A 23,765-nucleotide genomic window follows, 5' to 3' on the forward strand; every position below is an offset into this window, starting at 1 on the left:
GCTGAACAACAAATAGGTGTAATAAATCCGTTTAATTAGTCGGCGGCCTGTTGGTTGCGGCTAATTGCACGTGTGTTAAGCAGCAAGCGCCTGAGCCCGGGTCCGTGTTAACACCGGCGCAGGCACCAAAGCGCGCCTGCGCTTGCCCGGACAGAAGCGTCGTCAATACGGCATGGTGACCTGATGGCCGCTGCTGCGCTGCCGGCTTGCCAGGCCATAAGCCAGCTCTGCCACCGAGGCAGCATAAAAATAGCTACGATTGTATTTGGTGATGGCGAAAAAGTTGCGTGTGGCAGTACGATATTCATGGCTGCCGCGAACTTCGTCGCGCAGATCAATGACGCCGATCTCCTTGCCGTTTTGCCAGTTGCCGCCCGTGCTGCCGGCGCGCAGCGTCGCGCCGCGACTTTGCAACTGGCTCCAGGTCATGGATGGCTCCAGGCCGCCGTCAACCAGCGCTGCAGCCCCAGCCGGCAATGTCACTGGTGCGAACACGGGGGTATCGGCACGCCAGCCATGCTTGGCAAGATAATTGGCCACGGACAGAATGGCGTCCTGCGTACTGTAGCGCAGGTCAATATGCCCGTCATTGTCGCCGTCTACCGCATAATGTTCGATACTAACCGGCATGAATTGCGGCAGGCCGATGGCGCCGGCAAATGATCCGGTCGCACTGTTGGCGTCCACTTTGTCACGATAGTCCAGATCCAGCAGGGCGGCCAGCTGGTTGCGGAACATCTGTCCTTTTTCAGGACGGTTCGGTTCCGGATGGTTAAAGCCCAGCGTATAAAGAGTATCCAGAACGCGGAATGATCCGGTCTGTTCGCCATACACTGTTTCCACACCGATGATGGATGCAATAATGGCTGCGGGCACGCCGTATGTTTTCTCGGCGCGGTTCAGCGTCTGGCGGTTAGCGTTCCAGAATGCGGTTCCCTTGCGCAAACGAATCGGCTCGACGAAACGGCTGCGGTAGCTTTGCCAGGCGCGCGTGACACGCCCGCCCGAACCCTTGGGCGTCATCAGTCGAATCACCCGATCATCCACGGTAGCCGTGGCAAGCAGCTGTTCGATATGCGAGCGTGGTATGCCATGGCGCTCTGATACCTGGGCCACAAAGGTATTGCGGTTCGCGCTCAGGCTCCTGTTTTCTGCCGCCCAGCCCGTGGGTCCGCTGGCACCCGTTGAGCTTGCCGAGCCGCTACTGCTCGATTGGCTGGTGGAGGAGCAGGCTGCAAGGGACAGCAGCAATACAGGAACAAGCAGTGCAAATGATCGTTTCAAGAGGAACCCCGTGAAGTTGTATTGAGATATGGCAGTTAGCAGCATCATGCCACAAGTTGCTGCAAAAACTGAGCGATTGAGTATGGGCCGCAGGATTGCCGCGCGTCTCGTTGCGCCGCAAAATATGGTAGATTGTATGCAGATAAAATAAGATCAATCAATAGTAAATTAGTTATTTGAAAGCAGGACGAATACTGTGGAGACACTATTCATAACGCATTCTTCGTGCCACAGGCACGAAATGCATGCCTGGCATCCCGAGTCGCCAGCGCGGCTGGACGCCATTAATGACCGGCTTGTCGCAAGCGGTCTTGCCGATTTTCTGAATCATGTGCCGGCGCGCGAAGCACAGGAAGCCGATCTGTTGCGTGTGCATACCGAGGAACATGTGCGGTTTCTGCGCGAGCATGCGCCCGAGCAAGGGTATTTTAACGTCGATACCGAAGAAACCTGCATGAATCCTCATACATGGCAGGCGGCATTACATGCAGCAGGCGCCGGGCTGGAGGCCATAGACCAGATCATGGCCGGCCGCGCACGCAACGCCTTTTGCGCCGTCCGCCCGCCAGGGCATCATGCCGAGCCGGCGCGCTCCAGCGGGTTCTGCTTTCTGAATAATGTGGCGATTGGCGTGCGCTATGCGCAGCAACAATATGGTCTCAAGCGCATCGCTATTGTCGACTTTGACGTTCATCATGGCAATGGCACCGAGGCGGCCTTTGCCAACGATGAGTCGGTCATGATGTGCAGTTTTTTTCAGTACCCCCTATTTCCCAATAGTGGTGTGGATCATCCGGCTGACAATATGCACAACAGTCCGGTTGCTGCCTACACCAAAGCTGAAAAGATTCGTGAACTGGTCGCAAGTCTTTGGCTGCCGGCCCTGGAGGCATTCAGGCCAGAGTTGATTTTTATTTCAGCTGGCTTTGACGCCCATCGTGAAGACGATATGGGGCAGCTTGACCTGGTTGAAAAGGATTATGTCTGGCTCACCAGCCAGGTGAAGGCAATAGCCGATAAATACAGCAATGGGCGTATCGTCAGCATGCTCGAGGGTGGTTATGCGCTATCGGCGCTGGGCCGAAGTGTAGAGGCCCATATCCGGACGCTGGCCGGTTTGTGAGCTGCCAGAGCATGTTTTTTTGCGATCAAAGCAGGTTATTGATCTGAAAAACCGCTCCGTATTGCCAATATGGGGCGGTTTGTTGCGCTGTGCAAAACAGGAAACGCAAAATTCACCCGTTTGAATGAATTAGCCAAATCGCTCGTAGCAAGCATGTAAAATAATCGGGTTCAGTAATAAGTCCGGGGCGAGTGCCCCGTAAATCAAGGAGATTGTTGGATGAAGGTATTGGTGCCTGTTAAGCGTGTTGTTGACTACAACGTCAAAGTGCGCGTTAAGTCAGATCAGTCTGGCGTTGATATTGCAAACGTGAAAATGTCAATGAATCCGTTTGATGAAATCGCTGTTGAAGAAGCAACACGGCTCAAGGAAGCAGGTACGGCCACAGAAGTCATTGCGGTCTCTTGCGGTGTAGCGCAGTGCCAGGAAACCCTGCGCACAGCCATGGCCATTGGCGCTGATCGCGCTGCGCTGGTTCAGACCGATGTCGAATTGCAGCCGCTGGCGGTAGCCAAGCTGCTCAAGGCAGTGGCCGAGAAAGAACAGGTTAATCTGGTCATTCTGGGCAAGCAGGCCATTGACGACGACGCCAATCAGACCGGCCAGATGCTGGCTGCGCTGCTGGGCTGGCCGCAAGCCACGTTCGCCAGCAAGGTCGTCATCGAAGGTGAGCACGCCAAAGTGACGCGTGAAGTGGATGGTGGTCTGGAAACCATTTCGGTAAAACTGCCCGCGATTATTACAACCGATCTTCGTCTGAACGAACCGCGCTACGTGACGTTGCCAAACATCATGAAAGCGAAGAAAAAGCAGCTGGATACGCTGACACCGGAAGAGCTGGGGGTCGATGTAACGCCACGGATCAAAACACTGAAAGTGAGCGAGCCACCTTCACGCAAGGCAGGTATCAAAGTGGCCGATGTTGCAGGGCTGGTAGACAAACTCAAGAATGAAGCGAAGGTGATTTAATATGACAACTCTAGTTATTGCAGAACATGATAACCAGCAGTTAAAACCGGCAACATTGAATGCGGTCGCTGCTGCGCAGAAAATCGGTGGCGACATTCATATTCTGGTTGTCGGCGGCGGCGCACAGGATGTCGCGGCCCAGGCAGCCAAGGTTGCAGGTGTTGCCAGCGTACTGCTGGCCGATGCCGAGCATTTGAAAGATTTCCTGGCTGAAAACGTGGCCGAGCAGGTCCTGGCGGTTGCCGGCGATTACAGCCATATCGTTTTTCCTGCGACGGCATCTGGTAAAAATGTGGCGCCGCGCGTTGCCGCGAAACTGGATGTGGCACAGATCTCCGATATTACTGCGGTCGATTCGCCAGACACATTCGAGCGTCCCATTTATGCGGGTAATGCTGTTGCCATTGTGCAGTCTTCCGACGAGAAAAAAGTCATCACCGTGCGCGTCACCGCTTTTGATGGTGTTGCGGCCGAAGGCGGCACTGCCGAAGTCAAAACCCTACAGGCAGTTGCCGATTCCGGTCTGTCTTCATTCGTCGGTCGTGAAGTGGCCAAGAATGATCGTCCTGAACTGACGGCTGCAACGGTTGTTGTATCTGGCGGTCGTGGCATGGGCAGTGCAGAAAACTTCAAGCTGCTCGAGCCGCTGGCCGACAAGCTTGGCGCCGCACTGGGCGCTTCGCGTGCTGCGGTTGACGCCGGTTTCGCTCCGAACGACTGGCAGGTAGGTCAAACCGGTAAAATCGTTGCGCCGCAATTGTACGTGGCCATCGGTATTTCAGGTGCGATCCAGCATCTGGCCGGCATGAAAGACTCCAAAGTCATCGTAGCCATCAATAAAGATCCGGAAGCGCCGATTTTTGGCGTTGCCGACTACGGCCTGGTTGCCGACCTGTTCACTGCCGTACCAGAACTGGAAAAAGCAATCTGATCCATTCCTGATGCAATACGTGCAGGCAGATGCAATTTATAGATCTGTCTGCAATATGCAGCAGGAAACACGTTTGGCACAAAATTTCACCCGTGATGTCGGCCTGTTTCAGGTCGGTACCACGGGTGAAATGCATTTCGGTAAAGCGATCTGAAGCACAGCAATTTGAAGTGTCGCAATCTGTGGAGCTGCAATCTGAAAAATAGCAGTGCGAAGTGATGCAGTAAAAAAACGCATTCAAGCGTGTACCGTCATCAGGGGATGCGTCACGGGGACCGGCCCGGTGGGATGAACCCGAAGGGCCGAACGGGAAGGGGTCCGGAACTGCTGAACCGGCCCCGTCCGCAGGCGCAGATTACATTGCTTCGATGCGATCGGCCCGGTTGCCCGAATCGGGGTGGCTGGAAAATACGCTGGAACTGCCCTGGGACAGGGATTCGAGCTTGCGTAGTGCGGACACAGCAGCTGATTTGTCATGCCCCTGTTCCTTGAGCACTTTCAGGCCGAAAGCGTCGGCCGCGTATTCATGCGACTGGGAATACTGGGCATTGACCAGACCGTTGGCAAGTGCGCCCAGCTGGCTACCCGAAAGCGTGGACAGAATGGGGACGCCACTGGCTGCACCCGCCTGCTGTGCAGCCAGGGTTAGCATGCTTGAGCGCGCCTGGGCCTTGGAATGCCCTTCGATAACGTGCCCGACCTCGTGGCCCAGCACAAACAGCAATTCGTTGTCGGTCATTTTATCCATCAGGCCGGAGTAGACGCGGATACTGCCATTGGGCAACGCAAAGGCATTGACCTCGGGATTGAGATAAGCCTTGAACTGTAAGGGCGTGCCCTGATAGCTGCTCAGATTACGCGTGACTTTGGCAAGCCGGGTGGCATATTTGCTGTTTGCAGACGCAATTTTGTTCTGGGAGTCGAGCTGTTGCTGGGAACTCACAGCCAGTTCCTGAATCTGTTCGTCGGAAACCGTGGCTGCCTGAAACAGGGAAGAAGCAGCGCCGACCATGCCGGCCATATCCATATTCTGGCAGGCGGTCAGGGAACCTACGGCGAGTGCGGCAAGAGCGATGTGTCTGAACATGTATTTTCCTTTGATAAAGCCTTGCTGATAGCGGCAGCCCGCCGTGCCCCGCGGAGCAGGCAAGAGGCAACCATGCGGGTACGGGACGAGCCTGAACGACAGCAAAACCACTGAAAGCGACGTAAAATTTCTGCTGATTATATTTATTTTGTCGTCTTTTGACCATTGGGAACACTAATAGGTCTAACAACAGGTCTAACAACGCGGTCCACAAGTGCACGCTGGCTGCATTGGCATGCTCATCGGACCGTTTACATCACCGTGGGCCTTTCCGTGCCGAAAATGGCCGCGTAACTGGAATAGAATCCGCAGTAAATCGTTGCAACCATGATCATCAGCACCACTTGCATTACAAATGCAATCAGCAGGGCGGGCAGCCCCAGCAATACCAACAGGGGTATGGCGATAAACTGCAGCAAGACAAATAACAGAAACCAGCTTAGAAAATACATTAGAAAGGCCGCTTTATTGCGCCAGGACGCGATAAAAGAATAGAAAATGGCCTTGCCGATAGTGAGGCCTTCCCAGCCGATCAGTTGCGGCACGTGCCAGAACATGAGGGTGACTACAAACAGCAAGATCGCCCAGCCCAATAGCAACACGAGCGAGCTGCCGTCGGGCAGGGTATCGGCAGTGGTCTCGGCGCCGCCCTGGACGCCATAGAGAATGCTGCTGATCTGGGCGATGGTCTGCTCATCCAGTAACGGGTATAGCAGCACGACGCTTAGCAGCAGCAAAAGGGCGGCGTAAATAAAACCGGAAAAAGCCAGGCGGGAAATGACCTTGGGTTTTTGCAGGCTGGCTACCCAGCTTTTGGGATCAAGCTGATTGAATCCTGCCGGCTTGCCCTGGATATCCCGGCAGGCACTGACCACGATCAGACTGGCAATAGGCATGGTAATAATGAACAGCCCAACACCGAGTACCGGGATTTGCATCAGGATCTGGCTGATCATATTAATGACAAACAGCAGCGCGAGCAATGCAAAAGGTTGCTTGCGAAAGATCTGGAAGGCATCTTTGAGCCATTGCCAGCCGGACGAGGCGGGAAGTGTTGCAGCAATCATGGTGGTTACGGTAGTGGCGGAGCCGGTTGTTGAACACGGAGCGTCAAGATACGCTCAAAATGCGTCGGATCGTGCGGCTTGAGTGTCTGGGCAGGGCGCGGACGGAAATAATCGTTCAGGCGGGATGTCCAAAAACGCAGGGCAGCGGCGCGCAGGGCGACCGGCCACAATGCCTTTTCGGTTTCCGTGAACGGGCGTTCCTGTGCGTAGGCATCAAGCCAGGCCTGGACCAGCCAGGGTGTTAGTGCGCCGGTGCTGCGCTCTATGCACCAGTCATTTACCGCAATCGCGACATCGAACAGCCAGGCATCGTGCCCGGCAAAATAAAAATCGATGACACCGCCCATTCGCGGATCATCATAGGTTCCATCGAACAGTACGTTATCGCGGAATAGATCACAATGGCAGGCGCCGGCCGGCATAGCCTTCCAGTCATTCCCCGACTGGACTTGACGCTGCTCATCGAGGCACGAGACAAACAGCGCGTTCTGGGATTCAGTCAGGAACGGGCGGATGGCCGGATAGGTTTGCTCCCACCAGGGCAGGCCACGCAGATTGGGCTGGTACAGGGTAAAGTCTTTGGCGGCAAGATGCGCCTGGGCCTGCGTGCGTGCTGCGATAATACAGTGCTGCACGCCGGGGTCGGATTCGTATCCGCCTGGCAGGCGATCAACGATCGCTGCCGGTTTTCCCTTCAGGGTGCCGATGCGCTTGCCATCGCGCTGCGTCTGGGGCATGGGCACCTTGACGTCTTTGCTGGCAAGCGTATGCATCAATTCGATATAGAAATTCAGCTGCTCATGATTGAGCACCTCGAATACCGTCAAAACATATTCTCCCTGGGTCGTGTTCAGAAAGAAATTGGTGTTTTCAATACCAGCGGTAATGCCGCGAAGGGAGACGAATTGTCCAAGCGCATAGTGGCCGAGAAATTCGGCAGCTTCCTGGTTTGTGATGGGAGTAAAGACGGCCATGAGAAAATACGATACACAAAATCATTGAATGCCGATCATTTTAGTGCAGGTTGAGCACGATAAGCGCGTGGGGCGGTCTGTGTGCAAAAGAATCACAATCGAGTTTTGCTACAATGGGGCACTTTTTACGGTTTGCCGGGATCTGTCTCGCGCGCCGCCCGTTATTTCTCCGAGACCAATCAATGGCCATGTTTTCTCCTTTTGAGGCACGAAACAAACTGACTCAGTTTGCCTGGCTGACAAACCGTCCGGCGTTCTTTGTCTGGGCTATTGTCGTGGGCGTTGCCGCGGCCGGCATGACCATTCTGTTTCACATGGCCATACATTGGGGGCAGTTGCTGACCGGCTCAGTGCCCGGCGAGATTGAAACAGTGGTCAGTCGCTGGACCGATACCGAGCGCATCCTGTTTCCTGTCGTGGGCGGGCTGATTGCGGGCACCTTGCTGTGGCTGTCGTCAAAAGTGCGCAAGGACATGAACGCAGACTACATGGAAGCGGTGGCCCTGTCAGATGGACGCCTGTCCCTGCGCCAGGGGGCGCTGCGGGTGCTCTCGTCACTGTCCACTGTGGTCAGTGGCGGTTCCATCGGCCGCGAAGGGGCCATGGTGCATCTGGGGGCCATGGTTGCGTCGGCCATTGGCCGCTTTCTGGCTTTCAACGCCAATGATATTCGGCTGCTGGTCGCTTGCGGGGCCGCTGCCGGCGTCTCGGCGGCGTACAACGCGCCTCTTGCCGCCGCATTGTTTGTTGCCGAAATTGTATTGGGAACCCTGTCGGTCACGACGCTGGGGCCGCTCATTATCTCGGCAGGGGTTGCCAACATTACCATGCAGCTGACCGGCTATTATCGTGTCACTTATGATGTGAAACCCATTTCACTGTCGATCGATGCGAGCCTGCTGTTGCTGTGTGCGCTGGCGATTGTTGCGGGACTGCTGGCGCCACTGTTCCTGCGTTTTCTGGACGCCATTCGCCAGCTGTTTCGCAAAACCAGATTGCCGCTGCCATTTAGTCTGGCGCTGGGCGGAGCGCTGCTGGGCGGCATTCTGATCCTGCAGCCTGCTGCGTCGGGCAACGGCTACGGGCCGATTGAAGATATGCTGACGCTGTCCTGGACCATGCCGGCGGTATTGCTGATGCTGGCCTACAAGGTGCTGGCCACCGGCGCGACCGTGGGTTCGGGCGCGACCGGCGGTGTATTTACTCCCATGTTGATGGTGGGCGCCAGCGTGGGTATGCTGTTTTACCAGGTCATTTCATTCGTCATACCCGAACTGGCGGCTCAGCCGGCACTATACATATTGATTGGCATGGGCGCATTTTTGGCAGCGGGCACGCACGCGCCCCTGATGGCCATCCTGATGATATTTGAAATGACTCACCGGATTGACCTGGTGCTGCCGCTCATGTTCGCCTGCGTTATTGCAAATGTGGTCAGCAGCCTGTTCAGTACCCCGGCCATGTATGGCGTGACCCTGTCGCGGGAGCAGGCGGCACGGCTCAGAAGGCAGATAAGCAGCATGACCCTCAAGGGGCTGGTGATTGAAGCACAAACCGTGTTGCGTCAGGATCAGACGCTGGAACAGGCAGTGGCCATGTTCCAGGATCATCCGGTGCGGTATATTTATGTGGTAGATGAGAATGATCACTACCAGGGAGTGTTATCCAACCAGGAAGTGACGCGCTGGCTGCTGTCGCAGTCGCTCATGACCACGCCCATATCCGAACTCATGGTGCAGCCCCATTTCATTCCAGTTCTGCATCCCGACATGACGCTGGGCGAGGGGCTGGAGCTGTTCCTGACTTTTATGGGCGAACGTTTGCCGGTATTGTTATCAAAAGATGAGCCGATATTGCTGGGAGTGGTGCGCAAATCGGCCATTCTTGAGCAACTGGAAGAGCAGCGTGCACTCAGTGAGCGGCATCAGCCACCGCATATCGATTTTCGCATTTCCGGCGACAAATGATCATGACACATACAGAGATAACAGAGCGGGTTGCCGCAACGGGTCCAGACATCTGCAGCGGCAGCACCGATATCCATGCCGTTGCTGTTGCAGGGGCGAGCCCGGCAGGCCACGCTGTGCTTGACTATACGGATGAAACTGGCCTGCGTCCCTGGCAGTTCAGTGTGGCGCCGATGATTGATGTCACAGACAGGCATTGCCGCTATTTTCACCGTTTGCTGGCGCCCAATGCGTTGTTATATACCGAGATGATCACCACCGGCGCCCTGGTTTTCGGCGATGTGCCAAGACATTTGCAATTTAGCGCTCAGGAACACCCGGTTGCTTTGCAACTGGGCGGCAGCGAGCCTGCGGCGCTGGCCCATTGCGCCACGCTGGGGCAAAGCTGGGGATATGATGAAATCAACCTTAACTGTGGTTGCCCCTCGGAGCGGGTGCAAAAGGGGGCGTTCGGTGCCTGCCTGATGGCCGAGCCGGCCCTGGTGGCCGATTGCGTCAAGGCGATGCAGGATGCGGTCAGTGTGCCTGTTACGGTCAAGCATCGGCTTGGGCTGGACTACGATCAATCCTATGATTTCGTGCGTGATTTTGTCGGGCAACTGTATGAGGTGGGCTGCCGGGTGTTTATCGCGCATGCGCGCAACGCGGTGCTCAAGGGACTGTCTCCTAAAGACAATCGCGAGATTCCGCCACTGCGCTACGATATTGTGACCCGGCTCAAGTGCGATTTTCCCGATGCACTGTTTGTGCTCAACGGTGGTTTGAATGCGCCTGATCTGATCTGCTCGGCGGTCGACTCATTTGACGGTGCGATGGTAGGACGGGCCGCATGGCACGAGCCCTATTTGCTGCGTGATATCAGTCGGCGCTTGTGGCCCGACACGCCGGTTGCCGATGATGCAACGATTGTGCAGCAGATGGCCGGCTATGCCCTGTCGGAAGTTGCACAAGGCGTTCCGCTACGCGCCATTGTCAAGCCCATGCTGGGCCTGTTCAACGGACGCAAAGGCGCGCGTCAATGGCGACGCCATCTGTCCGACCCGGCGCAACTGGTAACACAGAACCCGGACGTCTTGCATCAGGCCTTTGCTTTTATTGACTAGCGGCACAGCAATCGGCAATGGTCAGGCAAGAAGGGCCGGCATGAACAGGGAGTGTAGCCGTGCCTGAAAAATATGCACATCAATTGCGTATAATCAACATCGTTACATTTTTTTATAACGGATAAAATAACTATATTAATCAATGCATTGTGTTGTTTTTCAAGGTTTTTCACGAAGCCGAAATTACTTGAAATATCCTGATCAATACTATATATTGTGTTAAACCTAAAATAAAACACTATATATAGATTATAGTCGGTCCGGCTCCGAACCGTTCCTTCAACCATCATGGATATGCATACGCTAATGAACAGCACACTCTTGGTCACTAAACGTGACGGCAGAAAAGAACCTATCGATCTGGACAAAATTCACCGTGTTATTGATTGGGCGGCAGAAGGTCTGGACCATGTTTCGGTGTCTCAAGTTGAGCTCAAGTCCCATATTCAGTTCTACGACGGCATCAAGACTGAAGACATTCATGAAACCATCATCAAGGCAGCGGCCGATCTGATTTCACAGGCTACGCCTGATTACCAGTACCTGGCGGCGCGTCTGGCCATCTTCCATTTGCGCAAGAAAGCTTTCCAGCAGTTCGATCCGCCGTCCCTGTACGATCACGTCAGCCGGCTCACCGAAATGGGCAAATACGACGAACATATCCTGCAGGACTACACACGGGAAGAGTTCGACGAACTGAACAGCTATATCGATCACAGCCGTGATATGCGCTTCTCCTACGGTGCGGTCAAGCAGCTTGAAGGCAAGTACCTGGTGCAAAATCGTGTCAATCACGAAATCTATGAAAGCCCCCAGTTCCTGTATATTCTGGTGGCCGCATGCCTGTTCTCGAAGTATCCGAAAGAGACGCGCCTGTCGTACATCAAGGGTTTCTATGATGCGACCTCGCTGTTCAAGATTTCCTTGCCTACGCCCATCATGTCGGGGGTGCGCACGCCTACGCGTCAGTTTAGCTCGTGCGTGCTGATCGAGTGTGGCGATAGCCTGGATTCCATTAATGCCACGACCAGCGCTATCGTGCGCTACGTGTCGCAACGCGCCGGCATCGGTATCAACGCTGGTCGCATTCGTGCCGTTGGCAGTGCCATTCGCGGTGGCGAGGCACAGCATACCGGATGCATCCCTTTTTACAAGCACTTTCAGACGGCCGTCAAATGCTGCTCGCAGGGGGGCGTGCGAGGTGGTGCGGCCACACTGTTCTATCCCATGTGGCATCTGGAAATTGAATCGCTGCTGGTGCTCAAGAATAATCGGGGTGTCGAGGAAAATCGCGTACGTCATATGGACTATGGCGTGCAGATCAACCGGCTGCTGTATCAGCGCCTGATCAGAAACGGCGATATCACGCTGTTTTCTCCTTCGGATGTGCCTGGCTTGTACGATGCGTTTTTCGAAGATCAGAATCGCTTCGAGCAACTGTACGCCCAATACGAGCAAGACCCCACTATTCGCAAGCGTACGGTCAGGGCAACTGAGTTGTTTTCCCTGATGATGCAGGAGCGCGCCGGTACCGGCCGCATTTATATTCAGAACGTGGATCACTGCAATACCCATAGCCCGTTTGATCCGGCCGTGGCGCCCGTGCGCCAGAGCAATCTGTGCCTGGAAATCGCGCTGCCGACCAAGCCGCTGGAAGATATCAATGACGAAAACGGCGAAATTGCATTGTGCACGCTGTCTGCGTTCAATCTGGGGGCCATTGAATCGCTGGACGAGCTCGAAGGCCTGGCCGATCTGGCCGTGCGCGCGCTCGATGCCTTGCTTGATTATCAGGACTATCCGATAAAGGCCGCATATATTGGTTCCATGAAGCGGCGTACGCTGGGTATCGGCGTTATCAATTACGCCTATTACCTGGCCAAGAACGATGCCAAATATTCCGATGGCAGTGGCAATGCCCTGACGCACCGCACCTTCGAGGCGATCCAGTATTATCTGCTCAAGGCCTCGGTCGCGCTGTCCAAGGAGTTTGGCCCATGCACGGCCTTTGATGAAACGACTTATTCCAAGGGGATTTTGCCAATCGATACCTACAAGAAGGATCTTGACGGCATTTGCAATGAGCCGTTGCATCTGGATTGGGAATCGCTGCGCAAGGAAATTACTACCCATGGTCTGCGCAACTCCACCCTGACGGCGCTGATGCCTTCGGAGACCTCTTCGCAGATATCCAATGCCACCAACGGTATTGAACCACCGCGCGGCTTGGTTACTGTCAAGGCTTCCAAAGACGGGATTCTGAAACAGGTAGTGCCTGAGTACGACCGCCTTAAGGATAAGTACGAATTGCTGTGGAGCATGCCAAATAATGATGGCTATTTGCAGATTGTGGGCATCATGCAGAAATTTGTCGACCAGTCTATTTCGGCCAATACGAATTACGACCCAGCCCGTTTTGACGGCGGACGTGTGCCCATGAACCAGATGATCAAGGACTTGCTTACGGCATACAAATTCGGTGTCAAAACACTGTATTACCAGAACACCCGTGATGGCGCGGAAGACAAACAGGAAGATCAGGCACAGGACGACTGCGAAAGCGGCGCATGCAAGATCTGACCAGGCAGTAATTGAGTAAGAGAAAACAATGGCATACAGTACCTTTTGTCAGACACCGAACGACCAGATGAAAGAACCCATGTTCTTTGGTCAGTCGGTCAATGTGGCACGTTATGATCAGCAGAAATACGAAATCTTTGAAAAGCTGATTGAAAAGCAGTTGTCCTTTTTCTGGCGTCCCGAAGAGGTGGACGTGTCTCAGGACCGGATCGACTATCAGACGCTGCCGGAACATGAAAAGCATATTTTTATCAGCAATCTGAAATATCAGACACTGCTCGATTCGATCCAGGGTCGCAGCCCGAATGTGGCGCTGCTGCCGCTGGTGTCCATTCCTGAGCTGGAAACCTGGATTGAGACCTGGTCGTTTTCCGAGACGATCCATTCGCGCTCATACACGCATATCATCCGCAATATCGTGAACAATCCATCAGTGGTGTTCGACGATATCGTTGCCAATGAATATATTCTGAAGCGCGCGAGCGATATCGCCTTCTATTACGATGACGTGATCTCGTATACGCAGTTGTATAACCAGTTCGGCGAAGGCACGCATATGCTTGCCGGCAAGGAAGTGGTTGTATCCCTGCGTGAACTTAAGAAAAAGCTGTATTTGTGCCTGATGGTCGTCAATGTGCTCGAGGCGATTCGCTTTTATGTCAGTTTTGCATGCTCCTTTGCCTTTGCAGAGCGCGAGCTGATGGAAGGCAATGCCAAGATTATCAAATTGATCGCCCGTGACGAGGCCCTGCACCTGACAGGCACGCAGCATATGCTCAATATTTTGCGCAGCGGAGAAGATGATCCGCAAATGGCTGAGATCGCCAGTGAAACCCGCGAACAGTGCTTTGATCTGTTCAAGCAGGCAGCCCTGCAGGAAAAGGAATGGGCCGAATACCTGTTCAAAGGGGGTTCCATGATCGGGCTGAACAAGGACATCCTGTGCCAGTACGTTGAATATATTACCAACCTGCGCATGCAGGCCGTTGGGCTGCAGGCTGCATTTCCCGGAGTACGACAGAATCCGATTCCATGGATCAATGCCTGGCTGTCTTCAGATAATGTCCAGGTTGCGCCGCAGGAAGTGGAAATCAGCTCTTATCTGATCGGGCAAATTGATTCACAAATGAATACCGACGATCTGCAGCATTTCGAACTATGACATCTGTCGTAACGACCGATAGCAGGTTCGAATTGCTGGAGGGAGAAACGCTGCTTGAAGGACTGGAACGCACCAACCACGAAGTGGAGTTCCAGTGCCGCGCCGGCTATTGCGGCTCATGCAGGACGCATGTGCTGGCGGGCAGGGTAAAGTATCTAACGGAGCCGCTGGCTTATATCGCAAAAGACGAAATACTGCCGTGCTGTTGCGTGCCCGAAGGGCCATTGCAGATCGAGGCCCGGCTGTTGCATCTGTCTGAACAGCCTTCGCTCAGTGAAGAATTCAATATTCAGACGTCGCTGGATTTCGGGGCTGACGAGCAGAAGTAGGCGCGCCCTTATGCCGATTGTCCTTGTCATTCGGTCGCAGGGCGTACTTCAATGCGAATACCGTAGCAATGGACCACAGCAGCAGCCAGATAACGTGCATGGTCATCACGAAAATATCACGCCCGGCCAGTGGCGCCGCTTGTGCCATGAAGTCGTTCAGGACCGATAGCGACAATCCGATCATCATTCCGGCAAAAAGCAGAACGGTTAATACAAAAGACCATTTCGGATCTGGTTTCATCGATTTCCCCTGTTATCAGGCAATGCCTGCCGGCACGAGCCTTCGTGAGCGGGCAGGGTCACCCACCGGCAGTATTGACTGCTAGTCTAGGCGATCATCGTGCCGATGTGAAATACCGTATGCTTATGACTATATTGCTGCGGTTCAGATAGCAGATTGACCATTATTATCCGAACTGTACGCTGCATTTGCGAAACCCTCATATACAATACCTATTCCAGAGGAGCTGTGGCATGACCCGCGTGGCATGCGCGAATAATAGGAGTGGTAAAGATATGAAATGTTACTGCATTACCGGTTTCAAATCCCCCTTGCAAATGCTTGAAAAAGATGACTTTACCCCGCAAGGAACCCAGGTTGTACTGGATGTCAAGGCGGCGGGTGTTTGTCACAGTGACCTGCATTTGTGGGAGGGTGGCTACGATCTGGGCCAGGGAAAGCGCCTGGAGCTGAAGGATCGTGGTGTCAGTCTGCCGTTGACGCCGGGGCATGAAACCGTGGGGACAGTGCGGGCAGTGGGGCCGGATGCGGGGCAACTGGATGCCGGAAAAAATTACCTGATCTATCCCTGGATTGGCTGCGGCAACTGCGTTGTTTGCCTGCGCGGCGACGAAAACCTGTGTGCGGCGCCGGCCTGCCTGGGTATTCACCGTGATGGTGGCTATGCCACGCAGATCGTCGTGCCGCATCCCAGGTATCTGGTGGATATTGGCGATCTGGACCCGGTACAGGCAGCGCCTTACGCCTGCTCCGGCCTGACCACCTATTCGGCGTTGCGCAAGTTTGATCCGGCCGTCCTGCAAAATGAGCCCGTGATCATCTTTGGTGCCGGCGGCCTGGGCTTGATGTGCCTGCAGTGGCTGCACGCCATGGGCGGCAAGGGGGCGGTCGTCGTCGATCTGGACCCGGCCAAACGAGAAGCAGCGCTGCAGGCTGGGGCATTGGCCGCTGTTGATGGCAACAGCCCCACGCTGATTCAGGATATTCAGGCAGCGGCGGGTACGCGTACCATCTGGTCCGTGATCGACTATGTCGGCGCCCCGTCCACGGCAACGCAGGCGTTCAACCTGCTGGCCAAGGGTGGCAAGCTGGTCATTATCGGTTTATTCGGCGGACAAAGTGAGTGGCCGCTGGCTATGTTTCCCCTGAAGGCCGCGACGGTACAGGGGTCCTATGTGGGCAATCTGGCCGAGTTGCAGGAACTGATGACGCTGGTCAGGCAGGGCGGGATCCGTCCTATTCCTGTCAGCCAGCATCCGCTGGCGCAGGCAGATCAGACTTTGATGGCGTTGCACGCTGGCAAAGTGATCGGCAGGGCTGTCCTGACGCCGTAAAAGGAATGATAATGACTGTTCCCAATAGTGGATCGCAGGCTTGTGCTGATAATGATGGCGTCCTTGCGGACGCTGCCCCGGCCGAATCAACGTCGGCCGATGTATCGGGACGCGCTTTCGTTTTCTTTACCAATGCCAGCTCCGGCAACCAGGACACGGAAGTGTTTCTGGAAAAAATTGCAACTGCAATGCAGGGGCGCGAGCATCACATTGTCTGTGTCTACCCGCAAGACAGTCATGAGCAAAAGCAAAAAGAAGCGGTCAGCCTGGTAAAAAAACATGATGCCATACTGGTGGTGGCCGGCGGTGATGGCACGATCAGCGCCATGGCCAATCATGCCATTGCCCAGCAGTTTCCGATGGCGATCGTTCCATTTGGTACATTCAATATGTTTGCACGGGATCACGGCCTGTCTTTGGACACGGACACGGCATTGCGCGATTTGCTCACGGGTCGGATCCAGCCGGTGCAGACTGGAGAGATCGGCGGGGTGCATTTCATTGTGAATGCGACGCTGGGCTTGTATTCCCAATTGCTGGCCGACCGGGAGCAATGGAAGAACCAGTTCGGTCGGCGCCGCGGCATTGCCATTTTCGCGGCATTTTCCACCATTATGAAATACGGTCGTTCCTACATCTTGCAATTTAATAAGGGAGAGGGCCGTCAACTGGTGAAGACGGTCAGTTTCATGGCCTGTAATAACAATCTTCAGGCCCAGCAGGCTGGCGTGCAGTATGAAGAGAAAATGGGCGATGGCTATCTTTACGGTATTGTGCTCAAGCCGTCAAGCCGCAAGCGTATGTTGCTGCTGGCCTTGAAGCTGATTTTCCGGCGGCTGGATCAGGATCGGCAGATCATCAGCTTTCCGTTCGAATCACTGGATATCGACAAGAAAAAAGGCGGGCGCAGCATTGAGGTTGCCATGGATGGCGAGGTCCATACGCTGCAGGCGCCCTTTACCGTCAAGGCCAATAAAGACCTGCTCAGGATACTGATGCCAGCGTCGATGGCGCAGCAGCCATCACAGGAATAATATCGCGCATGTATCGGATTATCCAGCTTTCAGATGTTCACTTTGGCACGGTCAATGCACAGGTGCTCAATGCGCTGGTCCATGCCGTCAGGCAGTTGTCTCCCGCCTTGTGCGTCGTGTCAGGGGATATCACCCAGCGTGCCACGCGTCGCGAGTTCCTGGCGGCCAATGCGTATCTGAAAACTCTGCCGTCGCCGGTACTGTGTATTCCCGGTAACCATGATATTCCGCTGTTCGCGCTATGGGCCCGTTTCACGGATCCTTACGGGCGTTATCGCCGTTATCTGCACAAGGAGGTAGAGCCGCTGTTCGAGACCGGTGCAGCGATCGTTATTGGCGTCAATACCACTACGCCATTTCGACATAAGCGCGGTATTGTGACTGATGCACAAATAAGGCGGGTGGAACAACTGGCGCAAGACAATAGCGCGCGCAAAAGTGTGCTGGTGGTGGCGCATCATCCGTTTCATGTGCTGGATCCGGCCGACCAGGGGCAACTGGTCGAAAACCATGAGGCGGCCATCCGCGCCTGGTCTGCCGCCGGTGTAGACCTGATCCTGGGCGGACATATTCATGTGCCGTATGTCTATCCGCTGATTCAACGCTATCCTGATCTGGCCAATCCGATGCTGGTTGTGCAGGGGGGCACGACTACCTCATTGCGGGTCCGCCGACATATACCCAATTCATTGAACGTCATAGATCTGTATCCGGAAAAGAAAATTCACATTACGACCTGGACCTACCAGCCACGAGATGGCAGCCACCCCAACCGGTTCATGTGTGTGGAAAAAGATCTATGGAAGACCAGCTAGATTTGGCCTGTCCGATTGCCAGGCCTGTCTGACAGGGGTGTTGCAGTTACGGGCTTGGTGCAGAAGGTTGCTGCGCCCGATTTTGCAAGACGTTGTAGTGGTAGCGGGGATTACATGGGTTGCAAGCGTTGCAACGCACAGCTGGCAGGCAGAGGCACTTTTCGGCAAGCCGACGAGCGCGCTGCCTGTCAGTGGTTCATTTATCAGTCTTTCTCGTCTTCTGGTTCGCCCGGCCAGTCGCGGATATAGGCCTTGAGCATTTTATTTTCGAACTTGGACGCTTCAAGCATGGCGCGCGCCATGTCGTAGAACGAGATCACGCCCATCAGCACTGGCCCGTCCATGACGGGGACATAGCGTGCGTGATGCTCGAGCATAAGTCGTCGTACTTCCTCGGCTTCGGTATTGGGCGATACGCTCACAGGCGCATCATCCATGATCTTGCGGATGGTGGTATTTTCAAGAGACCCGGGCGAATCGTGCATGTGACGGATGATTTCGCGGAAGGTCAGCATCCCCGTCAGTTGCCCCTGCTCCATGATGACCAGCGAACCGATATCGCGCTCACTCATGGTCGCAACGGCCTGCGCTACGGATTGATCCGGCGTGGCGGTGTAAAGGATATTGCCCTTGACCCGCAAGACTTCACTGATTTTCAACATGGCAATCCTCCTGTAGCCTTTTTTCTCTCGCTCCGGTGCGCTGACCGGAAACTGATACTGGTTATATGGAAATGTACCTGAAATCGACCGTGATGCAAAGCCATTCAGCCGGGGTGTGTGCCCTGCAGGTCACAAACCGGCTGCCTGCCATCGCCGTGACAGGCGCCGTTAGCGGCAGCCCGGGCCGTTGCACGCAATGAAGATGCGCCTGGGTCTGGCATTCAAATTCTGGCTTCAACTGGTGTGCACTGTGGTATTCGTGGCACCAGGCGGCGTTGCCGCAGTATTGTCGTTGTCCTTGTCATGGCCGTTATCGGTGATTGGGGCAGGCGCTGGTGCCGGTCCTGAGTCGGTCTGCGTCAGATACAGGATGTCACGCAATTTTACGGTGTTCTCTTCAGTCAGCAGACGTGCGATCACCTGGCGCAACGCAGGGTCGTGACTGATTTCGATGACCTTGCTGTCAAACAAAAAGCAATCGGCCAGTGGGTCCAGGCTGGCATCCAGGCTGCTGGCAAGCACCCATCTCTCAGAGCGCTTGCCCGCCGTGTTGACAACGTAGCCCATGGAAACCAGCGGCTCAAGAATATCCAGCGTTTCGCTGTAGTTCATCTTGATCTGGCCGGCAATATAGCTGGTGCCATAACCTGGCGGGTTCTGATCGCGTGCGCTATGCAACAGGCGCAGAACGAACAAGGCGGTCACAAAATGTACGCCGGGTGACATCTTGTCGCGCATTTGACCACTGCGTATCTGTGGCGCCAGCGCGGCCACGGTTGCGCCAAACAACACGACCAGCCAGGACAGATAAATCCACAACAAGAAAATCGGGATCGTGGCAAAGGCGCCGTAGATCAGCGTATAGGAGGGGAACCGGGTAATATAGTATGCAAATCCGGCCTTCATGATTTCCAGCAGGACCGCCGTGGTATAGCCACCGATCAAGGCGTCTTTCCAGGCGACTTTCCGGTTTGGAACCAGATAATAGAGCAGGGCGAAGATCAGCCCGGAGACGATCACCGGCACCAGGGTGAATAACACACTCTTGATCACGGAAAACTGGGTAACCAGCCCGAGTTTTTCCTGTGCAATGTAGGAAGAGGTCCACAGGCTGGCACCCAGGAAAACGGGCCCCAGCGACAAAATTGCCCAGTACACCAGGATGCGCTGCCCGATCGGGCGGCGACGGGTCACATTCCAGATATCATTGAGTACTTCGTCGATCGTCATCATCAGCATGATGGATGTCACGATCAGAAAGCCTACCCCGATCGCTGTCAGCTTGGAGGCCTGCTGGGCGAACAGGTTCAGATAGCTCATGATGGTTTCCGAGACTGTCTCGGGCATCAGGTTGTGCGTCAGAAACTGCTCGAGCGAGACTTTGAAATCTGTAAACAGCGGGAAGGCGGTAAACAGCGACAGGATAACGGCCAGCATAGGCACGATGGCCAGCACAGTCGTAAAGGTCAGGCTTGAGGCTACCTGCGTGAGTTTGTCGCGAATCAGCCGCTGTCCGCCGAATTTGATGGCTTTTTTGTAGAACTCGAAGCCCAGTTCCGAGTCTCCCATATTCAGTCGCAACTCCTCCTGAGCTTCCATTGCTTCCTGTTGTTCCTGTTTCTTTTGCTGTTCCAAATCGAAATCGTTGTGTTTTGTCATGATCAGATGGCTGGTTTACCGCGTTGGAATGCCAACACGGTGATACTCGGGTCAGGATAATTTCAGTATAACAAACCGCAAAGATCATGCAGTTGCGCCCTCGCGCGGTGCAGTTGCAAATTGTAATTGCTGGACAGTTGTCGCACTTGCAGCGATTGCGGGGATGACAACGAATATAATGGACAGATTGATTAGCCAGACTGGAAATTATTTTGACAAAGCCTTCTTCAGCGCCTGATGCCGATGTGCCGCAGGCCGGTTCCGCCAACCCGCAGCTATCGCCGACATCCGCAACAGAGCCGGCGCCTGAGTCGGTCCACCAGGCACGGCAGATTGCATTGAATCCGTGCTATCGGGTGGCGGCGTTTGTCTCGCTTTTGCTGCTGTTTTTGCTGTGCATCGCCTGGGAATTATTCCTTGATCCGCTGATGCCTGGCGGCAGCGTGTACGTCCTGAAGGCGCTGCCACTGTTGTTCCCCTTGTATGGTGTTTACAAAGGCAATCTGTATACGCTGCAATGGTCATCCATGCTGGTGCTGCTGTATTTTACCGAAGGGGTGGTTCGCTGGTATTCTGATATCAGCACTACGTCTTCCATGCTCGGGGCCGTTGAAACGGTATTGGCGCTGGTGTTTTTTCTGGCCGCCATTCTTTATGTGCGACCGGCCAAGCAGGCGGCAAAACGCGCCAAAAAACAGGGGAAATAACAATGCATTCGAATCTGAAAGTCAGCAACCAGTTCGCATCCTTGTCGCCGGCATTTTATACGCGGCTCAGGATGCAGGGGCTGACAGATCCGACCTTGCTGCATGTCAATCCTGACGTACTGGCCCTGTTGGGACTGACCATGGAGGATGCGCGTTCGCCACAGTTTTTATCTGTCATGTCCGGCAACGCCGACCTGCCCGGGGGCGTGACGCTCTCGGCAGTATATAGCGGACATCAGTTCGGTGTCTGGGCTGGCCAACTGGGCGACGGGCGCGCCCATCTGTTGGGTGCTATTGGCGGCACAGACGGCAAAGGCAAGCCGGTAGACTGGGAAATTCAGCTCAAGGGATCAGGCAAGACTCCGTATTCACGCATGGGAGACGGCCGCGCCGTATTGCGCTCTTCGGTGCGCGAATATCTGGCCAGTGCGGCCATGACCGGACTGGGCATCCCAACCACCCAGGCGCTATGCCTGGTCGGCTCGGATGATCCTGTATACCGCGAAACCGTTGAAACGGCGGCGATTGTGGCGCGTGTAGCGCCGTCCTTTGTCCGGTTCGGTTCTTTTGAGCATTGGTATGCGGCAAAGGATCCTGCGCGCCTGCGGGAGTTGCTGGACTATGTGATTAGCAATTTTTTTGCCGACCAGGTGCCGGCCCCGGACAGTGAACACACGCTGAACGATGTTATCGAGCGGTTTGTTGATGTCGTGATCGAGCGCACAGCCACGTTGATGGCCGACTGGCAATCCGTGGGCTTCAATCACGGCGTCATGAATACCGACAATATGTCGGTGCTGGGCCTGACGCTGGATTACGGCCCCTATGGTTTCATGGATGCATTCCGTATCAATCACGTTTGCAATCACACCGACGCACAGGGACGCTACGCCTGGAATGCGCAACCGTCTGTCGGTCTGTGGAATTTATATCGTTTTGCCAACTGCTTTGTGGCCCTGGGGGCAGACCCCGAGCGCCTGAAGGCGCGGCTTGAGCGCTACGAGGGTTTGTTCATTGCCGCCTACAGGGACCGCATGCTTGCCAAGCTGGGGTTACAAGCCTGGAAGGAAGGAGACGATGAGCTTATTGATGGCTGGTGGCGCGTACTGCATGACCAGGCAGCAGATTTCACCCTGAGTTTTCGTTATCTGGCGCAGATTGATGATGATGAAAGCGCATTGCGCAGTCTGTTTGCCGATACAGCCGGGCTTGAGCAATGGCTGGTATCGTACCGCGCGCGCTTGCAGGACAATGACGGCGATGCCCAGGCCCGTGCCGGCCGGATGGATCGGGTCAACCCGCTTTATGTATTGCGCAATTATCTGGCAGAAGAGGCGATACAGGCAGCGGCAAAAGGGGATATGAGTGTGACCGATTCCCTGTTGCAAGTGCTGCGTGATCCCTATACTGCCCAACCGGGCATGGAACATTATGCGGAACCGCCGCCGCAGTGGGGGCGTGAGCTTGAAGTCAGTTGTTCATCATAGCTGAGAGCAGTCAGCGGCAGGCGGCCGGATTCTCATCGATTCTGGCTGGCCGGCAAGTGGCAGCTGGCTGCAGTTGACGTTAAGGCGAGCGGTGCCGCAGTTTCTGGTATTCTTCACTACTTTGCTCGGTCCGCAAAAGACGTGCAACACATTTTTACTGGATAAGATATGTCGGGTAACACATTAGGCAAACTTTTTTCGGTCACCAACTTCGGTGAATCCCACGGGCCGGCGATCGGCTGCGTGGTGGATGGCTGTCCGGCGGGCATGGCCTTGTCTGCCCAGGATATCCAGGTTGAACTTGATCGTCGGCGTCCCGGAACATCGCGCCATGTGACGCAACGGCAGGAGCCCGATACCGTTGAGATTTTGTCTGGCGTGTATGAAGGCAAAACTACAGGCACGGCAATTGGCCTGTTGATCCGCAATCAGGATCAGCGCAGCAAGGACTATTCCGCGATCGCCGACACTTTCCGTCCTGGCCACGCCGATCGGACCTATTGGGAAAAATATGGCATTCGTGATCCGCGCGGGGGCGGCCGTTCTTCGGCACGGCTGACGGCGCCAACGGTTGCTGCCGGAGCCATCGCCAAAAAATGGCTGAGCGAAAAGTTCGGTACAGTCATCAGGGGTTATATGAGCCAGTTGGGCCCCATCCAGATCCCGTTCAAATCCTGGGACGAAATTGCAACCAATCCGTTTTATGCCCCCGATGCCTCGGTGGTGCCCGAGCTGGAGGCGTTTATGGATCAGTTGCGCAAGGATGGCGACTCCATTGGTGCGCGCATCGAAGTGGTGGCCCAGGGACTGCCGGCCGGCTGGGGCGAGCCCCTGTATGACAGGCTCGATGCCGATATTGCATTTGCAATGATGGGTCTGAACGCGGTAAAAGGCGTATCCATTGGCGCTGGTTTTGAGTGTATTGCACAGCGCGGTTCAGAGCACGGCGATGAGCTTACACCCGACGGCTATCTGAGTAATCATGCCGGTGGGGTGCTCGGTGGTATATCCACTGGCCAGGACATTACCGTTTCGCTTGCCATTAAACCCACCTCCAGTATTCGCATCGAACGCAAGTCGATAAACCGGGCGGGTGAGCCGGTCATGGTGCAGACGCTGGGTCGCCATGATCCGTGCGTGGGCATTCGCGCCACGCCGATTGCCGAAGCATTGCTGGCCTTGATATTGATTGATCACGCATTGCGACAGCAAGCCTATCGTTGATCTCGCTTCACGAATCTCAAGGCTGG

At 55.0% G+C, this 23,765-nt stretch carries 21 protein-coding genes; 14 read left to right on the plus strand and 7 right to left on the minus strand.

Annotated elements, in window-relative coordinates; genetic code table 11:
• Positions 1-162: 162 nt before the first annotated feature.
• Complete coding sequence (gene mltB / locus EV681_RS19555) at positions 163-1,284, minus strand: lytic murein transglycosylase B (protein WP_128396189.1); 1,122 nt, start codon at positions 1,282-1,284, stop codon at positions 163-165.
• 196 nt (positions 1,285-1,480) lie between these two features.
• Between mltB and EV681_RS19560 the strand changes: the two genes are divergently transcribed.
• From EV681_RS19560 to EV681_RS19570, 3 genes are all read left to right on the plus strand, one after another.
• Positions 1,481-2,407: a histone deacetylase family protein gene (locus tag EV681_RS19560; RefSeq protein WP_207227112.1), complete on the plus strand. Its 927-nt coding sequence runs from the start codon at positions 1,481-1,483 to the stop codon at positions 2,405-2,407.
• Between the two features lie 219 nt (positions 2,408-2,626).
• Complete coding sequence (locus tag EV681_RS19565) at positions 2,627-3,376, plus strand: electron transfer flavoprotein subunit beta/FixA family protein (protein WP_128396190.1); 750 nt, start codon at positions 2,627-2,629, stop codon at positions 3,374-3,376.
• A gap of 1 nt (position 3,377) precedes the next feature.
• A complete protein-coding gene (locus tag EV681_RS19570) occupies positions 3,378-4,307 on the plus strand; it encodes an electron transfer flavoprotein subunit alpha/FixB family protein (RefSeq protein ID WP_128396191.1) in 930 nt (309 codons plus the stop codon).
• Between the two features lie 355 nt (positions 4,308-4,662).
• Here the strand turns inward: EV681_RS19570 and EV681_RS19575 are convergent, their stop codons facing one another.
• From EV681_RS19575 to EV681_RS19585, 3 genes are all read right to left on the minus strand, one after another.
• Entirely contained in the window at positions 4,663-5,394 is a 732-nt protein-coding gene (locus tag EV681_RS19575; RefSeq protein WP_128396192.1) for a M48 family metalloprotease, read from the minus strand.
• 251 nt (positions 5,395-5,645) lie between these two features.
• Positions 5,646-6,461 (minus strand): BPSS1780 family membrane protein, encoded by an 816-nt coding sequence (locus EV681_RS19580; protein WP_128396193.1) that lies wholly within the window; start codon positions 6,459-6,461, stop codon positions 5,646-5,648.
• Positions 6,462-6,466: 5 nt separating this feature from the next.
• Positions 6,467-7,435, minus strand: a complete 969-nt coding sequence (locus EV681_RS19585; protein WP_128396194.1) for a homoserine kinase — start codon at positions 7,433-7,435, stop codon at positions 6,467-6,469.
• A gap of 188 nt (positions 7,436-7,623) precedes the next feature.
• On the opposite strand from EV681_RS19585, the gene EV681_RS19590 reads away from it, so the two are divergent.
• The 5 genes from EV681_RS19590 (at position 7,624) to yfaE (ending at position 14,576) form a co-directional block, all read left to right on the plus strand.
• Positions 7,624-9,402: a ClcB-like voltage-gated chloride channel protein gene (locus EV681_RS19590; RefSeq protein ID WP_165393147.1), complete on the plus strand. Its 1,779-nt coding sequence runs from the start codon at positions 7,624-7,626 to the stop codon at positions 9,400-9,402.
• Positions 9,399-10,505, plus strand: a complete 1,107-nt coding sequence (dusA, locus tag EV681_RS19595) for a tRNA dihydrouridine(20/20a) synthase DusA (protein WP_278044097.1) — start codon at positions 9,399-9,401, stop codon at positions 10,503-10,505. Before EV681_RS19590 ends, dusA begins: the two co-directional genes overlap by 4 nt.
• A 306-nt stretch (positions 10,506-10,811) precedes the next feature.
• Entirely contained in the window at positions 10,812-13,085 is a 2,274-nt protein-coding gene (gene nrdA / locus EV681_RS19600; protein ID WP_128396197.1) for a class 1a ribonucleoside-diphosphate reductase subunit alpha, read from the plus strand.
• A 28-nt stretch (positions 13,086-13,113) separates the two neighbouring features.
• The gene (gene nrdB, locus EV681_RS19605) at positions 13,114-14,247 is read left to right on the plus strand and encodes a class Ia ribonucleoside-diphosphate reductase subunit beta (RefSeq protein ID WP_128396198.1); all 1,134 of its coding nucleotides are present in this window, start codon (positions 13,114-13,116) and stop codon (positions 14,245-14,247) included.
• Positions 14,244-14,576 carry a class I ribonucleotide reductase maintenance protein YfaE gene (gene yfaE / locus EV681_RS19610; protein ID WP_128396199.1) on the plus strand — a complete coding sequence of 111 codons (333 nt, stop codon included), beginning with the start codon at positions 14,244-14,246 and terminating at the stop codon, positions 14,574-14,576. Before nrdB ends, yfaE begins: the two co-directional genes overlap by 4 nt.
• Here the strand turns inward: yfaE and EV681_RS19615 are convergent.
• Positions 14,530-14,817, minus strand: coding sequence for a hypothetical protein (locus EV681_RS19615; protein WP_128396200.1), 288 nt, complete (start codon positions 14,815-14,817; stop codon positions 14,530-14,532). The two genes, yfaE and EV681_RS19615, sit on opposite strands and share 47 nt — an antisense overlap.
• Positions 14,818-15,092: 275 nt before the next feature.
• Here EV681_RS19615 and EV681_RS19620 point away from each other — a divergent pair, with 275 nt between their 5' ends.
• Genes EV681_RS19620 through EV681_RS19630 form a run of 3 tightly spaced genes read left to right on the plus strand, consistent with a single transcriptional unit; the run spans position 15,093 to position 18,000 of the window.
• The gene (locus EV681_RS19620; protein ID WP_130304920.1) at positions 15,093-16,151 is read left to right on the plus strand and encodes an alcohol dehydrogenase; all 1,059 of its coding nucleotides are present in this window, start codon (positions 15,093-15,095) and stop codon (positions 16,149-16,151) included.
• 11 nt (positions 16,152-16,162) lie between these two features.
• On the plus strand, positions 16,163-17,185 hold the full coding sequence (locus EV681_RS19625; RefSeq protein ID WP_165393148.1) for a diacylglycerol/lipid kinase family protein: 1,023 nt from the start codon (positions 16,163-16,165) through the stop codon (positions 17,183-17,185).
• An 8-nt stretch (positions 17,186-17,193) separates the two neighbouring features.
• Entirely contained in the window at positions 17,194-18,000 is an 807-nt protein-coding gene (locus EV681_RS19630; protein ID WP_128396203.1) for a metallophosphoesterase family protein, read from the plus strand.
• Positions 18,001-18,203: 203 nt separating this feature from the next.
• On the opposite strand, the gene EV681_RS19635 is transcribed toward EV681_RS19630, so the two are convergent.
• On the minus strand, positions 18,204-18,662 hold the full coding sequence (locus EV681_RS19635) for a CBS domain-containing protein (protein ID WP_128396204.1): 459 nt from the start codon (positions 18,660-18,662) through the stop codon (positions 18,204-18,206).
• Positions 18,663-18,896: 234 nt separating this feature from the next.
• On the minus strand, positions 18,897-20,321 hold the full coding sequence (locus EV681_RS19640; RefSeq protein ID WP_242612327.1) for a YihY family inner membrane protein: 1,425 nt from the start codon (positions 20,319-20,321) through the stop codon (positions 18,897-18,899).
• Between the two features lie 332 nt (positions 20,322-20,653).
• Here EV681_RS19640 and EV681_RS19645 point away from each other — a divergent pair, with 332 nt between their 5' ends.
• The 3 genes from EV681_RS19645 (at position 20,654) to aroC (ending at position 23,739) form a co-directional block, all read left to right on the plus strand.
• Positions 20,654-21,028, plus strand: coding sequence for a DUF2069 domain-containing protein (locus tag EV681_RS19645; RefSeq protein ID WP_165393158.1), 375 nt, complete (start codon positions 20,654-20,656; stop codon positions 21,026-21,028).
• 2 nt (positions 21,029-21,030) lie between these two features.
• Positions 21,031-22,515 (plus strand): protein adenylyltransferase SelO, encoded by a 1,485-nt coding sequence (locus EV681_RS19650; RefSeq protein ID WP_128396206.1) that lies wholly within the window; start codon positions 21,031-21,033, stop codon positions 22,513-22,515.
• Between the two features lie 168 nt (positions 22,516-22,683).
• Positions 22,684-23,739: a chorismate synthase gene (gene aroC, locus EV681_RS19655; protein ID WP_128396207.1), complete on the plus strand. Its 1,056-nt coding sequence runs from the start codon at positions 22,684-22,686 to the stop codon at positions 23,737-23,739.
• Positions 23,740-23,765: the final 26 nt, after the last annotated feature.

It is taken from the genome of Advenella incenata, from assembly GCF_004217095.1.
Lineage (GTDB): Bacteria > Pseudomonadota > Gammaproteobacteria > Burkholderiales > Burkholderiaceae_B > Advenella > Advenella incenata.

Excerpts from the sequence above, each read along its gene's own strand:
- EV681_RS19565 (WP_128396190.1), top strand. The coding sequence starts at position 2,627 with ATGAAGGTATTGGTGCCTGTTAAGCGTGTTGTTGACTACAACGTCAAA.
- EV681_RS19570 (WP_128396191.1), top strand. The coding sequence starts at position 3,378 with ATGACAACTCTAGTTATTGCAGAACATGATAACCAGCAGTTAAAACCG.
- EV681_RS19575 (WP_128396192.1), bottom strand. The coding sequence starts at position 5,394 with ATGTTCAGACACATCGCTCTTGCCGCACTCGCCGTAGGTTCCCTGACC.
- EV681_RS19580 (WP_128396193.1), bottom strand. The coding sequence starts at position 6,461 with ATGATTGCTGCAACACTTCCCGCCTCGTCCGGCTGGCAATGGCTCAAA.
- EV681_RS19585 (WP_128396194.1), bottom strand. The coding sequence starts at position 7,435 with ATGGCCGTCTTTACTCCCATCACAAACCAGGAAGCTGCCGAATTTCTC.
- EV681_RS19590 (WP_165393147.1), top strand. The coding sequence starts at position 7,624 with ATGTTTTCTCCTTTTGAGGCACGAAACAAACTGACTCAGTTTGCCTGG.
- dusA (WP_278044097.1), top strand. The coding sequence starts at position 9,399 with ATGATCATGACACATACAGAGATAACAGAGCGGGTTGCCGCAACGGGT.
- nrdA (WP_128396197.1), top strand. The coding sequence starts at position 10,812 with ATGAACAGCACACTCTTGGTCACTAAACGTGACGGCAGAAAAGAACCT.
- nrdB (WP_128396198.1), top strand. The coding sequence starts at position 13,114 with ATGGCATACAGTACCTTTTGTCAGACACCGAACGACCAGATGAAAGAA.
- yfaE (WP_128396199.1), top strand. The coding sequence starts at position 14,244 with ATGACATCTGTCGTAACGACCGATAGCAGGTTCGAATTGCTGGAGGGA.
- EV681_RS19615 (WP_128396200.1), bottom strand. The coding sequence starts at position 14,817 with ATGAAACCAGATCCGAAATGGTCTTTTGTATTAACCGTTCTGCTTTTT.
- EV681_RS19620 (WP_130304920.1), top strand. The coding sequence starts at position 15,093 with ATGAAATGTTACTGCATTACCGGTTTCAAATCCCCCTTGCAAATGCTT.
- EV681_RS19625 (WP_165393148.1), top strand. The coding sequence starts at position 16,163 with ATGACTGTTCCCAATAGTGGATCGCAGGCTTGTGCTGATAATGATGGC.
- EV681_RS19630 (WP_128396203.1), top strand. The coding sequence starts at position 17,194 with ATGTATCGGATTATCCAGCTTTCAGATGTTCACTTTGGCACGGTCAAT.
- EV681_RS19635 (WP_128396204.1), bottom strand. The coding sequence starts at position 18,662 with ATGTTGAAAATCAGTGAAGTCTTGCGGGTCAAGGGCAATATCCTTTAC.
- EV681_RS19640 (WP_242612327.1), bottom strand. The coding sequence starts at position 20,321 with ATGACAAAACACAACGATTTCGATTTGGAACAGCAAAAGAAACAGGAA.
- EV681_RS19650 (WP_128396206.1), top strand. The coding sequence starts at position 21,031 with ATGCATTCGAATCTGAAAGTCAGCAACCAGTTCGCATCCTTGTCGCCG.
- aroC (WP_128396207.1), top strand. The coding sequence starts at position 22,684 with ATGTCGGGTAACACATTAGGCAAACTTTTTTCGGTCACCAACTTCGGT.